Raw genomic sequence first — 14,507 nt, 5'->3', positions numbered from 1 at the left:
GTGACCGGGGAGAGCGGGGATGAGGGTCCCGAGCCCGCTCCGTGCGAGGCGGTCATTCATGAGTCAGCGCTTCGGATCACGGTCGGAGACCGCACTGCCTCACGAGCGCAGCTCTCTCGCCCTCCTGAGATGCCGGGGGAGGACCGCATCACCGTGCGCGTGATCCCCTTCGACCTCGAAGGGTCCGCGGGTGCTGCAAGCGCCATGGTGCACGCCTGAGGCATGGTGCACGCCGGAGGCATGGTGCCGAAACTCGACACCGTGGTGCATGACGCACCTGCCGGTACCGCGTTCGTCGACGCGGAGGCCCGACTCGGTTCGTTTTGAACTCCCTTCCGTGAAGTGGGGACCGTGTCGCTCGGCCCGGTGCGGTCACGTGACTTCGTCCACAGGTCGGCGGAGGAGTCGTGAGGCATCCCGCGGGAACCCCGCGCATCCGGCGGAAGTCCTCCTGCCCGGGCCCCGGTGACGGCACCTCGTGCCCTGGGACCGCGTCCACCCGCACCCTCGTGGCCACACGCGGCTCCAAGGCCCCCGCTCGAGCCCCTCGCCTTCCCGGCCGCCGCCTTCACGCACTTTCCCGAGGTGCCGGAGGAGGCCGGGCCGGCGGGAACCGGCATGACGTCACCCGGCTGACACCGCTGCTCGGCGCGATCCCGTGGAACCGGGCCGCACCGTTCCGGAGTCGTACGGACAGTCGTCCTGCCCGGCGGGTCCTTCCCGCCCCGCCCGCATCCCGGAGCCCGCTTTGTCCTTGCGCACAGGCACCGTCCGCCCCGTACTCCTGCTCCTGTCGACCGTGCTCGCGGCCGGAGCGCTCACCGGCTGCGCGCTGCGGGAGCTCACCAGGGACTGCGGCGGGACCGACGGCAGGGTCAAGGAGATGGCCGCGCTCGGCATCCTCGGCTCCCGGCCCGCCGGGGCCACCGTCGCCCGGGGCTTCGAGGAGGTCGACGCCGGCTGCTGGGCGGACAGCGGCGACGTCTCGGTGTACGCCGGCCGGACCTACGCCTTCCCCGGCACGAAGGCCGAGGTCGCCGCACACTACCGGACGGCAGCGGCACGGGGCGGATGGGATCCGGGCTCCGAAGTCCCCTCCGGTGACCTGTGCTTCGTCAAGGAGGACATGGCGCTGCGGATCGTCTTCCTCACCGCCGAGAGCCTCGCGGAGGACGGCCACGGAAGCCGCCCCGACCTCACCACCGGGGCCGGCTACTCGGTCCACGCCGACTCGTTCGTGGGCAGTGGCGCCGAGGCGGGCTGCTAGAGGTGGCCGGTCCGTCCCGGGGCGCCCTCGGCGCCCCGCCGGCGGCGGCCCGCGCGCACCACGGATCGACGTCCGCGCCCGGGCGGCACGATGCGGCAGGGGCGACCGTGACCGTCACGGTCGTCGGAGCCGGGCCGCCCGGGCGGGATACTCCCTGTCACACCCCACGGGTACCGTCGGATCATGCCCCACCAGACCACCCAGTCCGCAGCCGCCGCCCCCGGTGAACGCCGGCTCGCCGTCCTCGAAGGCGTCCTGGAGCGGATCACGTACGCCAACGAGGAGAACGGTTACACGGTCGCCCGGGTCGACACCGGCAGAGGCGCCGGTGATCTGCTCACCGTCGTCGGCGCGCTGCTCGGCGCCCAGGTGGGGGAGTCCCTGCGGATGGAGGGCCGTTGGGGGTCGCACCCGCAGTACGGGAAGCAGTTCCACGTCGAGAACTACACGACCGTCCTCCCCGCCACCGTCCAGGGCATCCGCCGCTACCTCGGCTCCGGTCTGGTCAAGGGCATCGGCCCGGTCTTCGCCGACCGCATCACGCAGCACTTCGGCGTCGACACCCTCACGATCATCGAGGAGGAGCCGAAACGCCTCATCGAGGTCCCCGGGCTCGGGCCCAAGCGGACCAAGAAGATCGCCGACGCCTGGGAGGAGCAGAAGGCGATCAAGGAGGTCATGCTCTTCCTCCAGACCGTCGAGGTCTCCACCTCCATCGCCGTGCGCATCTACAAGAAGTACGGCGACGCCTCCATCTCCGTCGTGAAGAACCAGCCCTACCGCCTCGCCGCCGACGTCTGGGGCATCGGCTTCCTCACCGCCGACAGGATCGCCCAGTCCGTCGGCATCCCGCACGACAGCCCGGAGCGGGTGAAGGCCGGCCTGCAGTACGCCCTCTCCCAGGCCACCGACCAGGGCCACTGCTACCTCCCCGAGGAGAGGCTGATCGCCGACGCGGTGAAGCTGCTCCAGGTGGACACCGGCCTCGTCATCGAGTGCCTGGCCGAGCTCGCCGCCGAGCCCGAAGAGGGGGAGGACCCCGGTGTCGTACGCGAGAAGGTGCCCGCCCCCGACGGCGGCGACCCCGTCACCGCCGTCTACCTCGTCCCCTTCCACCGTGCCGAGCTGGCCCTCTCCGCCCAGGTGCAGCGCCTGCTGCGCACCGACGAGGACCGGATGCCGGCCTTCCGGGACGTGGCCTGGGACAAGGCGCTCGGCTGGCTGAAGGACCGTACCGGCACCGACCTCGCCCCCGAGCAGGAGGCCGCCGTCAAGCTGGCGCTGAGCGAGAAGGTCGCCGTCCTCACCGGCGGGCCCGGCTGCGGCAAGTCCTTCACGGTCCGGTCCATCGTGGAGCTGGCCCGCGCCAAGAAGGCCAAGGTCGTCCTCGCCGCCCCGACCGGCCGCGCCGCCAAGCGGCTCGCCGAGCTGACCGGCGCCGAGGCCTCCACCGTCCACCGCCTGCTGGAGCTCAAGCCCGGCGGTGACGCGGCCTACGACCGGGACCGCCCGCTCGACGCCGATCTGGTGGTGGTCGACGAGGCGTCCATGCTGGACCTCCTCCTTGCGAACAAGCTGGTCAAGGCGGTGCCCCCGGGCGCCCACCTGCTCTTCGTGGGCGACGTCGACCAGCTCCCCAGCGTCGGCGCCGGCGAGGTGCTCCGGGACCTCCTCGCCGCCGACGGTCCCGTCCCCGCCGTCCGGCTCACCCGTGTCTTCCGCCAGGCCCAGCAGTCGGGCGTGGTGACCAACGCGCACCGGATCAACGCGGGGCAGCACCCGGTCACCGACGGCATGAAGGACTTCTTCCTCTTCGTCGAGGACGACACCGAGGAGGCCGGCCGGCTCACCGTCGACGTCGCGGCCCGGCGCATCCCGGCGAAGTTCGGCCTCGACCCCCGTCGTGACGTACAGGTCCTCGCGCCCATGCACCGGGGGCCGGCCGGCGCGGGCACGCTCAACGGGCTGCTCCAGCAGGCCATCACCCCCGGCCGCCCCGATCTCGCCGAGAAGCGGTTCGGCGGCCGGGTCTTCCGCGTCGGCGACAAGGTCACCCAGATCCGCAACAACTACGAGAAGGGGGAGAACGGGGTCTTCAACGGCACCGTGGGCGTGGTCACCGCCCTCGACACCGTCGACCAGCGCCTGACGGTGCTGACCGACGAGGACGAGGAGGTGCCGTACGACTTCGACGAGCTGGACGAGCTGGCGCACGCCTACGCCGTGACCATCCACCGTTCCCAGGGCAGCGAGTACCCGGCGGTCGTCATCCCGGTGACCACGGGAGCCTGGATGATGCTCCAGCGCAACCTGCTGTACACGGCGGTCACCCGGGCCAAGCGGCTGGTGGTCCTCGTCGGTTCCCGCAAGGCGATCGGGCAGGCGGTGCGCACGGTCTCGGCGGGCCGTCGGTGCACGGCGCTGGACTTCCGCCTCGCCGGCTCCCGCCTCTCAGGAGCGTGATGCGCCGCTGTGAGCGGCCCGTCACCAAAAAATGATCGATCAAATGAGTCACAAAGGTCACAGAGGGCTTCCGGATCGTGAACGCAAGGGGCAGGATGGGCAAGTTGACGGCACTGAGTGCCGCCGATAGGCCCGATGGTCGACCCCGAGTGCACTCTCCTGAGCCGAGTGGGGGATGGTAGAGACAGTCAGGGCACCTCGAAGATGAGGCACAACGTCGGTGAGGGAAGACGTGAGCGACAACTCTGTAGTACTGCGGTACGACGGCAGCGAGTACACCTACCCGGTGATCGACAGCACCGTCGGCGACAAGGGCTTCGACATCGGAAAGCTCCGCGCCCAGACCGGTCTGGTGACGCTGGACAGCGGCTACGGCAACACCGCCGCCTACAAATCCGGGATCACCTACCTGGACGGCGAGGCCGGCATCCTCCGGTACCGCGGCTACCCGATCGAGCAGCTGGCCGAGCGTTCCACCTTCCTGGAGGTCGCCTACCTGCTGATCAACGGCGAGCTGCCGACCGTCGACGAGCTCTCCGCGTTCAAGGGCGAGATCACGCAGCACACCCTGCTGCACGAGGACGTCAAGAACTTCTACAAGGGCTTCCCGCGCGACGCCCACCCGATGGCCATGCTGTCCTCGGTGGTCTCCGCGCTGTCGACGTTCTACCAGGACAGCCACAACCCGTTCGACGAGCAGCAGCGCAACCTCTCCACCATCCGCCTGCTCGCCAAGCTCCCGACGATCGCGGCGTACGCGTACAAGAAGTCGGTCGGCCACCCGTTCGTCTACCCGCGCAACGACCTCGGCTACGTCGAGAACTTCCTGCGCATGACGTTCTCGGTCCCGGCCCAGGAGTACGAGCTCGACCCGACGGTCGTCGCGGCCCTGGACAAGCTGCTGATCCTGCACGCGGACCACGAGCAGAACTGCTCGACCTCCACGGTCCGCCTGGTCGGTTCCTCGCAGGCGAACATGTTCGCCTCGGTCTCCGCCGGCATCAACGCGCTGTGGGGCCCGCTGCACGGCGGCGCCAATCAGTCGGTGCTGGAGATGCTGGAGGGCATCCGCGACGCCGGCGGCGACGTCGACTCCTTCATCCGCAAGGTGAAGAACAAGGAGGACGGCGTCCGCCTGATGGGCTTCGGCCACCGGGTCTACAAGAACTTCGACCCGCGCGCCAAGATCATCAAGGCCGCCGCGCACGATGTGCTGTCCGCCCTCGGCAAGTCCGACGAGCTGCTGGACATCGCGCTGAAGCTGGAGGAGCACGCGCTCTCCGACGACTACTTCGTCTCGCGCAGCCTCTACCCGAACGTCGACTTCTACACCGGTCTGATCTACCGGGCCATGGGCTTCCCGACCGAGATGTTCACGGTCCTGTTCGCCCTCGGCCGCCTTCCGGGCTGGATCGCCCAGTGGCACGAGATGATCAAGGAGCCGGGCTCCCGCATCGGCCGCCCGCGCCAGATCTACACGGGTGTCGTCGAGCGGGACTTCGTCCCGGTCGAGGAGCGCTGACCGCCGCTTCCGGCCGCGATCGCGCCGGGCCCCGTACACGCCGGTCGTGTGCGGGGCCCGGCCCGTACGGGCTCGCAGGACGCGGACAGGGGGACGAACAGGGAAAAGGCGCCCCGGCCGCCGGTCCCCCCACGGGCCGACGAGCCAGGGCGCCTTCCCATGTCCCGGTGCGGATTCCCCCCACGGGATCCGGCCGGGCGTCTGTGAGGACAGCGCCTGAATCGCTGTGTGAGCACGGGCGGACCTGAATCCGCCGCACTCGTCGGTGCGGTCTGCCGGGACAGCGCACATGCGGGAGGGCCGCTCAAAGCTCCCCGCTGGGTACGTGCCCCGGCAACGCAATCTCTGGGAAAGTCCCCCAAGACATCCCCAGATGCCAGGAAACGCCCCCCAAGACGCTGCCTGACATCGCCAACTTAGACCTTCGAACCCCTTCGATGGTTACGTTCGGATCACTGTGATATGCGTCTCTCGCGCATCCCTCGAAGGTGCGCAGGAGTCCGCAGACCGCTCACGGGACCCAAGCGTAAGGACGATGCGCTAGCCGTGTGAAGAGCTTATGTGAGGGACGTACCGGGCGACAGGGGTGCACCCCAACTCGAGACCTCAGCGAAACGCCCGCAGGCGCAGGCTGTTCGTCACCACGAAGACAGAGGAGAACGCCATCGCCGCACCGGCGATCATCGGGTTCAGCAGGCCGGCGGCGGCCAGCGGCAGCGCGGCCACGTTGTAGCCGAAGGCCCACACCAGATTGCCCTTGATCGTGCCGAGTGTCCTGCGGGACAGCCGTATCGCGTCCGCGGCCACCCGCAGGTCGCCGCGGACCAGGGTCAGGTCGCCCGCCTCGATCGCCGCGTCCGTGCCGGTGCCCAGGGCGAGACCCAGATCGGCGACGGCCAGCGCGGCCGCGTCGTTGACGCCGTCGCCGACCATGGCGACGCTGCGTCCCTCCTCCTGCAGCCGTCGTACGACGTCGGCCTTGTCCTCGGGCAGCACCTCGGCGATCACCCGGTCGATGCCCACGCTCCGCGCCACCGCCTCGGCGACGGTGCGGTTGTCACCGGTCAGCAGCACCGGCGTGAGCCCCAGGGCCCGCAGTTCGCGCACCGCCTCGGCGCTGGTCTCCTTCACGGCGTCGGCGACCGTCAGGACACCGCGTGCCGCCCCGTCCCAGCCGACCACGACGGCCGTGCGCCCGTCCCGCTCGGCCTCGTCCTTCGCCCGCGCCAGCTCCGGCGGCAGTTCCCCGAAGAGCTCGGAGAGCCGCCCCACGGCGACCTCGTGGCCCTCCACGCGCCCGCGTACGCCCCGGCCGGGCACGTTCTCGAAGCGCTCGGCCCCGGGCAGCGCGCCGGCGCGCTCCTCGGCGCCCGCGGCGATCGCCCGCGCGACGGGGTGCTCGGAGGCGTGCTCCAGGGCGCCCGCGAGCCGTAGCAGCAGCCGCTCGTCCGCGCCCTCGGCGACGTACACCTCCTGGAGGGTCATCCGTCCGGTGGTGACGGTGCCGGTCTTGTCCAGGACGACGGTGTCGACGCGGCGGGTGGACTCCAGGACCTCGGGGCCCTTGATGAGGATGCCGAGCTGGGCGCCGCGCCCGGTGCCGACCATCAGGGCGGTCGGCGTGGCGAGCCCGAGGGCGCACGGGCAGGCGATGATCAGCACGGCGACGGCGGCGGTGAACGCGGCGACCGTGTCACCGGTGGAGCCGAGCCACAGCCCGAAGGTGCCGACCGCGATCAGCAGCACCACGGGCACGAAGACCCCGGAGATCCGGTCGGCGAGGCGCTGCACCTGCGCCTTGCCGTTCTGCGCCTCCTCCACCAGCTTCGCCATCCGCGCGAGCTGCGTGTCGGCGCCGATCCGGGTGGCCTCGACGACGAGCCGACCGCCCGCGTTGACCGTGGCGCCGGTGACGGCGTCGCCGACGGTGACGTCCACCGGGACGGACTCGCCGGTCAGCATGGACGCGTCCACGGCGGAGGAGCCCTCGACCACCGTGCCGTCGGTGGCGATCTTCTCCCCGGGCCGTACGACGAACCGGTCGCCCACCACCAGCCGCTCCGCCGGGACCCGCACCTCGCGCCCGTCACGGAGCACGGCCACGTCCTTGGCGCCCAGCTCCATCAGCGCCCGCAGGGCCGCTCCCGCGCGGCGCTTGGAGCGGGTCTCCAGATAGCGGCCGAGCAGGATGAACACGGTGACGCCGGCGGCCACCTCCAGGTAGATCGCGGAGGCGCCGTCGGTGCGGGCGACGGTGAGTTCGAAGGGGTGCCGCATGCCGGGCATGCCCGCGTGGCCGAGGAACAGCGCCCACAGGGACCAGCCGAACGCGGCGAGCGTGCCGACCGAGACCAGCGTGTCCATGGTGGCCGCGCCGTGCCGGAGGTTGGTCCAGGCGGCCCGGTGGAAGGGGGCGGCGCCCCAGACCACGACGGGCGCGGCGAGGGTGAGCGAGAGCCACTGCCAGTTGTCGAACTGCAGGGGCGGGACCATCGCCAGGAGGACGACGGGGAGGGCGAGGAGCGCGGAGACGGTGAGGCGCCGGCGCAGGGCGGCCGACTCGGGGCCGGCCTGCGCGGCGGGCGTCCCGTCGCTCTCGTCCTGCGGGGGTGCGGGTTCCTCGGCGGTGTAGCCGGTCCGCACCACCGTGCTGATCAGGTCGGCGACCTCGGTGCCCGGCGGGTAGGTGATCCGGGCCTTCTCCGTCGCGTAGTTCACCGTGGCGGTGACGCCGTCCATGCGGTTGAGCTTCTTCTCGACGCGGGCCGCGCAGGAGGCGCAGGTCATCCCGCCGATGAGCAGTTCGACCTCCGACAGGGCCGGCTGCCCGGCGGCCGGCGCCTCGGGGGCGGTGGTGCTGGTCATGTCCGTGCTCCAGGGACGTCCGGGGCTCCGGGGGAGTCAGGGGCTCCGGGGGTGGTGGCGTGCCGGGCCGCGGTGGTGGCGGGCCGCGGGGGACGGGTGGCCGTCGCGGCCCGGTTCACGCCGTACGGAAGCGGGGTGCTGCCGGTTCAGGCCCGGCCGGCCAGTTCGAAGCCGGCCTCGTCGACGGCGGTGCGGACGGCCTCCTCGTCGAGCGGGGCGGCGGAGACGACGGTCACCTCGCCGGAGGAGGCGACCGCCCGCACGGAGCTGACGCCGGGGAGCCGGGAGATCTCGCCGGAGACGGCGCCCTCGCAGTGCCCGCAGCTCATCCCGCTCACCTGGTAGACGGTGGTGACGGAACCCTGGGTGTCGGTCCGGGAGGTCATGTCGTTGCTCCTCGTCGAGGCGTAGGGGGTCGGTGCGGCCGGGGCCACGACTCCAGGTTATACCCCTAGGGGGTATGAATCCAAGTGTGGCGGCCGGGACGGAGCGAGGCGGGCCGGGAACGCCCGCGACAAGGCGGGACCCGGGGGCGACGTTCCGCCGGGAGCGACGGTCACCGCGGGGCGAGGCCGGACCTGCGGCCGGTGGTGTTCGAGCGGTACGGCGAGCCGGCCGAGGTGCGGGGGGCCGGGGGCCGGAGTCCGCGCTGCAGATCGTCCGGCAGCGGGCGGCCTGCCGGTTCCTGCTCGCGGTGGGCGGACGGCCTTCTGCGATCCGGTGCATGGATCCCGGGCCGCTGGAGCGGATCACCGCGCGGCGTGCGGAACCGGCGGGGTTCGCATGTGCCGTAGCGGCATGTGGTCCAGTAGGCGGCAAGCACGACATGGAGAGGTTCCCGCGCATGCCCCTTCCTTCGATTCCCCGCCGGGTCAGGATCGGCGATGCCGCCGCGTTCGCCGGGACCACACCCCGCGCCATCCGCCACTACCACGCCATCGGGCTCCTCTGCTGCGGCGCCGTCCGAAGGCCGTCCGGCCCCGGTGACGGACCCTGCCGCCCGGAGGATCGCGGTGATCGTCCCGGCCGTACTGCGCCACGGCCGGCGCCTGGCCGACATGGCCGCAAGAACCGACGGGTCCTCGCGGAACTCCGCACCGACCCCACCCGCGCCGCCCGGCTCCTGCGCGCCCTGCTCGTCCTGACGAACCTCGAAGTCGACCGCTGACGGACGATCCTCTCCGTGGACTCCCGCCCACGACCAGCACGAGCACCCCGGAGCACCGTCACACCAGCCCTGCCGGCCGGCGATTTCCAGGGTGGCGGAGGCTCCGTGCACGGCTGTGGCGGGGCGGGGCTGTCGGCGGTGGTGACCGCGGCGGCGGCCGGTGCGCGTGTCGTCGCCGCCGACGTGCCGCCGGGGCCCTCGGCCCGGCGCGGAAGTTCGGCGCCGTGCGGTGCGTGGCCGCGGCGGCCGCGACGGACGGCGGCCGAGGCGGTCCGCGACCTCACCGGCGGCGCCCGCTTCTCCCTGGACGCCCTCGGCGCACCCGCTACCCGCACCGCCGGGGCCGTCACGTCCGGGCCGGGCTGCTGCCCTGGTCGACGGGCACCACACCCGTCCCCACGGCCCGCGCCGTCGCCCCCGGACTCGAACTCCCCGGCGGCCACGGCATGGCCGCGCGCCCCTGTCCCCGGTGCTGGAGCCGGTCCGCGCCGACGTGCTCCGCCCGGATCTGCTGGTGACCTCCGCCGTCGCCCCGGACTCCGCCCCGCCCGCCCTCGCGGCCGTGGGAGGGGCGGTGGCGGCGGGGGCGGGCGTGACCGGCATCGAGCCGTGGGGCTGACCGGGGCCCCGCCCGGAGGGGTGACGAGGGTCAGCCGCCCTTGCGGCCCCGGTTGCCCGGGCGGGAGGCGACCCACGCCCGGACGGTGTCGGCGTACCAGTAGGGCTTGCCCGCCTCCACGTGGTCGGGCGGGGGCAGCAGGCCGTGCTTGCGGTAGGAGCGGACAGTGTCCGGCTGCACCTTGATGTGGGCCGCGATGTCCTTGTAGGACCACAGCGATCGGTCGGTCATGGTGGCACCTCCCCGCGCGCACCGCGGCGACGGCCGGGGCGGCCGTCAGGGGGAGCCGGGCGCGCGCTGGTGATCGGGCATGCGTTGTGCCCGGTGAACGAGGCCCACCGGGGGCAGGACAGGGGTTGTGTGCCGGGTGTGACGGAAGGCCCGCGCACGTGTGACGCCCGTGACGGCACGGGAGTGTTTGTGACAGGAACGCCACACAGGCGGACGCCGGTCCGTCGGCGGGGCGCGTTGACTTCCCCCGCGGCAGCGGGTCCGGACAGGACACCGGAAAAGTTTCGTCCGAATGTCCGGACAAAACGTTGACAGGGCTTCGTGCCGGGGCTAGAACCAGGGAGAGCCGTGAAGCCGTAGATGCCTTCCAGCCGTACGAAGGGGACGCGATGCCGTACGACGTGATCACCATGGGACGGATCGGGGTGGACCTCTACCCGCTCCAGACGGGCGTACCACTGCCGCAGGTCACGTCCTTCGGCAAGTTCCTCGGCGGCTCGGCGGCCAACGTCGCGGTCGCCGCCGCCCGCCTCGGCCGCCGTACCGCCGTGATCACCCGCACCGGCGACGACCCCTTCGGCACCTATCTCCACGAGGCGCTGCGCGACTTCGGCGTCGACGACCGCTGGGTCACCCCCGTCCCCGGCCTGCCCACCCCGGTCACCTTCTGCGAGGTCTTCCCGCCGGACGACTTCCCGCTGTACTTCTACCGCCGGCCCAAGGCCCCCGACCTGGAGATCGACGCCCGTGAACTCGACCTGGACACGATCCGCGACACGCGCGTCTTCTGGGTCACCGGCACCGGGCTGAGCGAGGAACCCAGCCGCACCGCCACCCTCGCCGCCCTCGCCCACCGCGCCAGGTCCCACGCCACCGTGTTCGACCTCGACTGGCGCCCCGTGTTCTGGACCGACCCCGACGCCGCCCGCCCCTTCTACCGCGAGGCACTGCGCCACACCACGGTCGCCGTCGGCAACCTGGACGAGGTGGAGGTCGCCACCGGGGAGCGCGAACCGCACGCCGCCGCCCGCGCCCTGCTCGCCGCCGGGGTCGAGGTCGCGGTGGTCAAGCAGGGCCCGAAGGGCGTCCTGGCCATGGACCGCGACGGCCGGTCGGCCGAGGTCCCGCCGCTCCCGGTGACCGTCCTCAACGGCCTGGGCGCCGGCGACGCCTTCGGCGGCTCGCTCTGCCACGGCCTGCTGGCCGGCTGGGACCTGGAGAAGACCATGCGGCACGCCAACGCCGCCGGGGCCATCGTCGCCTCCCGTCTGGAGTGCTCCTCCGCGATGCCCACCCCCGACGAGATCGACGCGGCGCTCGCCGCGGGAGCCGTCACATGACCGTCCCGTACGTCCCCCGGTGCGCCACCACGGACGCCACGGGCACCACCCCACCGATCGCCTCCGGCGCGGGAGGCCGCTTCGCTTTGGCAGGAGCGAAGTGCGGGCGACGACTCCCCGCCCGCCGCGGCCCCGCGCCGGAGGTTCCGCCGGAGTCCCATGTGTCCACTCGGAGACCCGAACGGCCGACACTGTGTCGGGCCCGTCCGCCTGCCCGGCCCTGGTGGGATGGATCCGTGGCCGAGGCCGCGGCGCGTCCGCCCGCAGCCTGGGCGCGCGAGCTGCACGAACGGCACGTCACCACCCGTCGCCGCCATCTGTGAAGGAGTTCTCGGTCATGACGAAGATCGTCAACCACTGGATCGGCGGCAGGACCGCCGAAGGCGCCTCGGGTACCTACGGTCCGGTGACGGACCCGGCGACCGGCGAGGTCACCACGGAGGTCGCGTTCGCGTCCGTCGAGGAGGTCGACGCCGCGGTCGCCGCCGCCAAGGAGGCGTACCTGAGCTGGGGCCAGTCCTCCCTGGCCGCCCGCACCACCGTCCTCTTCAGGTTCCGCGCGCTGCTCGACGCCCACCGCGACGAGATCGCCGGACTGATCACCGCAGAGCACGGCAAGGTGCACTCCGACGCGCTCGGCGAGGTGGCGCGCGGCCTGGAGATCGTCGACCTGGCCTGCGGGATCAGCGTGCAGCTCAAGGGAGAGCTGTCCACGCAGGTCGCCGGCCGCGTCGACGTGTCGTCCATCCGCCGGCCGCTGGGTGTGGTCGCCGGCATCACGCCGTTCAACTTCCCGGCGATGGTGCCGATGTGGATGTTCCCCATCGCCATCGCCTGCGGCAACACGTTCGTGCTGAAGCCGAGCGAGAAGGACCCGTCCGCCTCGGTCCGCCTCGCCGAACTCCTGTCGGAGGCCGGTCTCCCCGACGGCGTGTTCAACGTCGTCCACGGCGACAAGGTGGCCGTCGACCGCCTCCTGGCCCACCCCGACGTCAAGGCGGTCTCCTTCGTCGGCTCCACCCCGATCGCCCGCTACGTCCACACCACCGCCTCCGCGAACGGCAAGCGCGTCCAGGCCCTCGGCGGCGCCAAGAACCACATGCTGGTCCTCCCCGACGCCGACCTCGACGCGGCGGCCGACGCGGCCGTCTCCGCGGCCTACGGCTCGGCGGGCGAGCGCTGCATGGCGATCTCCGCGGTCGTCGCCGTGGGCGCGATCGGCGACACCCTGGTGGAGAAGATCCGCGAGCGCGCCGAGAAGATCAGGATCGGCCCCGGCGACGACCCCGCCTCCGAGATGGGCCCGCTGATCACCAGGGCCCACCGCGACAAGGTGGCCTCCTACGTGGCCGGCGCGGCGGACGAGGGCGCCGAGGTCGTCCTGGACGGCACCGGCCACACCGTCGACGGCCACGAGAACGGCCACTGGATCGGCGTCTCCCTCCTCGACAGGGTGCCGACCACGGCGAAGGCCTACCAGGACGAGATCTTCGGCCCAGTCCTGTGCGTCCTGCGCACGGACACCTACGAGGAGGCCCTGGACCTCGTCAACTCCTCCCCCTTCGGCAACGGCACCGCGATCTTCACCCGGGACGGCGGCGCCGCCCGCCGCTTCCAGCTGGAGGTCGAGGCCGGCATGGTCGGCGTGAACGTCCCGATCCCGGTCCCCGTCGGCTACCACTCCTTCGGCGGCTGGAAGGACTCCCTCTTCGGCGACCACCACGTCTACGGCAACGACGGCACGCACTTCTACACCCGTGGCAAGGTCGTCACCACCCGCTGGCCCGACCCGGCGGACGCCCCCACCGGCGTCGACCTGGGCTTCCCGCGCAACCACTGACCGCGCGGGCCTCACCCCGGCAGGCCGGGACCGTGCTCCGCCCACGGTCCCGGCCTCCGCTTCCCCGCCACCGCCCGGACGGTCCGCCCCCACACCCCCGAGGGTGGAAGAGCACGGACCGGACGACCGGTACGGACGATCCGGGTCCTCTGGAACCGAATGATCCGGACGGGTGGTCCTGTTGTTCGAGATCGTGATCGGAGAAGAGGATGACCTTGGACAGCGCACGGCGGCCCGCGTCCCGGCGCACCGTGCTCGCATGGGGAACCGGCGCGGCACTGACCGCCGCCCTGACCGGGAGCGGGAGCGCCCACGCCTCGGCGCCGGACGGCGGGATCGTGCGCCGGCTGAGGGAGCTCGAACGGCGGCACTCCGCCCGGCTGGGAGTCCACGCCCGCGACACCGCCACCGGCAGGATCGTGCGGTACCGCGCGGACGAGCGTTTCCCCATGTGCTCGCTCTTCAAGACGCCGGCCGTCGCCGCCGTGCTGCGCGACCTCGACCGTGACGGGGAGTTCCTGGCCAGGCGCATCCGGTACACCGAGAAGGAGGTCACGGACTCGGGGTACGCGCCGGTCACCGGCACGCCCGGGAACCTGGCCTCGGGCATGACCGTCGCGGAGCTGTGCGCCGCCGCGGTGTCCTACAGCGACAACGCCGCCGGGAACCTCCTGCTCCGGGAGCTGGGAGGGCCGACCGCGGTCACCCGGTTCTGCCGGTCGGCAGGGGACCGGACGACCCGGCTCGACCGGTGGGAGCCCGAGCTGAACTCCGCCGAACCGTGGCGGGTGACGGACACCACCACGCCGGACGCCGTCGGACGGACCTACGCGCGCCTGACGCTCGGCGCCGCGCTCGCCCCCGAGGACCGCGAACGGCTCACCGGCTGGCTGCTGGCCAGCACCACGGGCGACGCGAAACTCCGGGCCGGTCTGCCCTCCGGCTGGACCGTCGCGGAGAAGACCGCCGGCGGGAAGTACGGGACCAACCACGATGTGGGCGTCGTCTGGCCCCCGGGGCGCGCGCCCCTCGTCATGGCGGTCCTCACGACGAAGCGCGAGCCCGACGCCGCGCCCGACAACCCGCTGATCGCCGAGACCGCCGCGCTGCTGGCCGGAGCGCTCGCCTGACGACGACCGCCGCCGCGTACCACGGACGCGGTACGCGGCGGCGGGCCCGTACACCTGCGGGA

9 protein-coding genes and 3 pseudogenes are annotated in these 14,507 nt (G+C 72.5%); 9 read left to right on the top strand and 3 right to left on the bottom strand.

From position 1 onward, the window contains the following. Positions 1 to 21: 21 nt before the first annotated feature. The 4 genes and pseudogenes from KYY02_RS05670 to KYY02_RS05655 form a co-directional block, all read left to right on the top strand. Positions 22 to 411 (top strand): annotated as a pseudogene (locus KYY02_RS05670) (Scr1 family TA system antitoxin-like transcriptional regulator); the annotation flags it as partial. A 343-nt stretch (positions 412 to 754) separates the two neighbouring features. Further along, positions 755 to 1,267: a hypothetical protein gene (locus KYY02_RS05665; RefSeq protein WP_371236314.1), complete on the top strand. Its 513-nt coding sequence runs from the start codon at positions 755 to 757 to the stop codon at positions 1,265 to 1,267. A gap of 183 nt (positions 1,268 to 1,450) precedes the next feature. After that, positions 1,451 to 3,730, top strand: coding sequence for an SF1B family DNA helicase RecD2 (recD2, locus tag KYY02_RS05660; RefSeq protein WP_371236313.1), 2,280 nt, complete (start codon positions 1,451 to 1,453; stop codon positions 3,728 to 3,730). A 232-nt stretch (positions 3,731 to 3,962) separates the two neighbouring features. After that, positions 3,963 to 5,252, top strand: coding sequence for a citrate synthase (locus KYY02_RS05655; protein ID WP_371236312.1), 1,290 nt, complete (start codon positions 3,963 to 3,965; stop codon positions 5,250 to 5,252). A 606-nt stretch (positions 5,253 to 5,858) separates the two neighbouring features. Here KYY02_RS05655 and KYY02_RS05650 read toward each other — a convergent pair. Further along, positions 5,859 to 8,117 (bottom strand): heavy metal translocating P-type ATPase, encoded by a 2,259-nt coding sequence (locus KYY02_RS05650; RefSeq protein ID WP_371236311.1) that lies wholly within the window; start codon positions 8,115 to 8,117, stop codon positions 5,859 to 5,861. A gap of 146 nt (positions 8,118 to 8,263) precedes the next feature. Further along, the gene (locus tag KYY02_RS05645; protein WP_371236310.1) at positions 8,264 to 8,503 is read right to left on the bottom strand and encodes a heavy-metal-associated domain-containing protein; all 240 of its coding nucleotides are present in this window, start codon (positions 8,501 to 8,503) and stop codon (positions 8,264 to 8,266) included. Between the two features lie 458 nt (positions 8,504 to 8,961). Here KYY02_RS05645 and KYY02_RS05640 point away from each other — a divergent pair. After that, a pseudogene (locus KYY02_RS05640) lies at positions 8,962 to 9,108 on the top strand (MerR family transcriptional regulator); the annotation flags it as partial. A gap of 279 nt (positions 9,109 to 9,387) precedes the next feature. Then, positions 9,388 to 9,904 (top strand): annotated as a pseudogene (locus tag KYY02_RS05635) (zinc-binding dehydrogenase); the annotation flags it as partial. A 30-nt stretch (positions 9,905 to 9,934) separates the two neighbouring features. Here the strand turns inward: KYY02_RS05635 and KYY02_RS05630 are convergent. Continuing rightward, the gene (locus tag KYY02_RS05630; RefSeq protein WP_371236309.1) at positions 9,935 to 10,135 is read right to left on the bottom strand and encodes a helix-turn-helix transcriptional regulator; all 201 of its coding nucleotides are present in this window, start codon (positions 10,133 to 10,135) and stop codon (positions 9,935 to 9,937) included. Positions 10,136 to 10,524: 389 nt separating this feature from the next. Between KYY02_RS05630 and iolC the strand changes: the two genes are divergently transcribed. The 3 genes from iolC (at position 10,525) to bla (ending at position 14,445) form a co-directional block, all read left to right on the top strand. Then, on the top strand, positions 10,525 to 11,475 hold the full coding sequence (gene iolC / locus KYY02_RS05625) for a 5-dehydro-2-deoxygluconokinase (RefSeq protein ID WP_371236308.1): 951 nt from the start codon (positions 10,525 to 10,527) through the stop codon (positions 11,473 to 11,475). 337 nt (positions 11,476 to 11,812) lie between these two features. After that, a complete protein-coding gene (gene mmsA / locus KYY02_RS05620; RefSeq protein WP_371236307.1) occupies positions 11,813 to 13,315 on the top strand; it encodes a CoA-acylating methylmalonate-semialdehyde dehydrogenase in 1,503 nt (500 codons plus the stop codon). Between the two features lie 209 nt (positions 13,316 to 13,524). Continuing rightward, positions 13,525 to 14,445, top strand: a complete 921-nt coding sequence (gene bla / locus KYY02_RS05615) for a class A beta-lactamase (protein WP_371236306.1) — start codon at positions 13,525 to 13,527, stop codon at positions 14,443 to 14,445. Positions 14,446 to 14,507: the final 62 nt, after the last annotated feature.

The sequence above is a fragment of the Streptomyces pimonensis genome (assembly GCF_041380215.1).
GTDB lineage: Bacteria > Actinomycetota > Actinomycetes > Streptomycetales > Streptomycetaceae > Streptomyces > Streptomyces pimonensis.
Note: the sequence above shows the minus strand (reverse complement) of the source record. Positions and strands in the feature narration are given on the sequence as shown.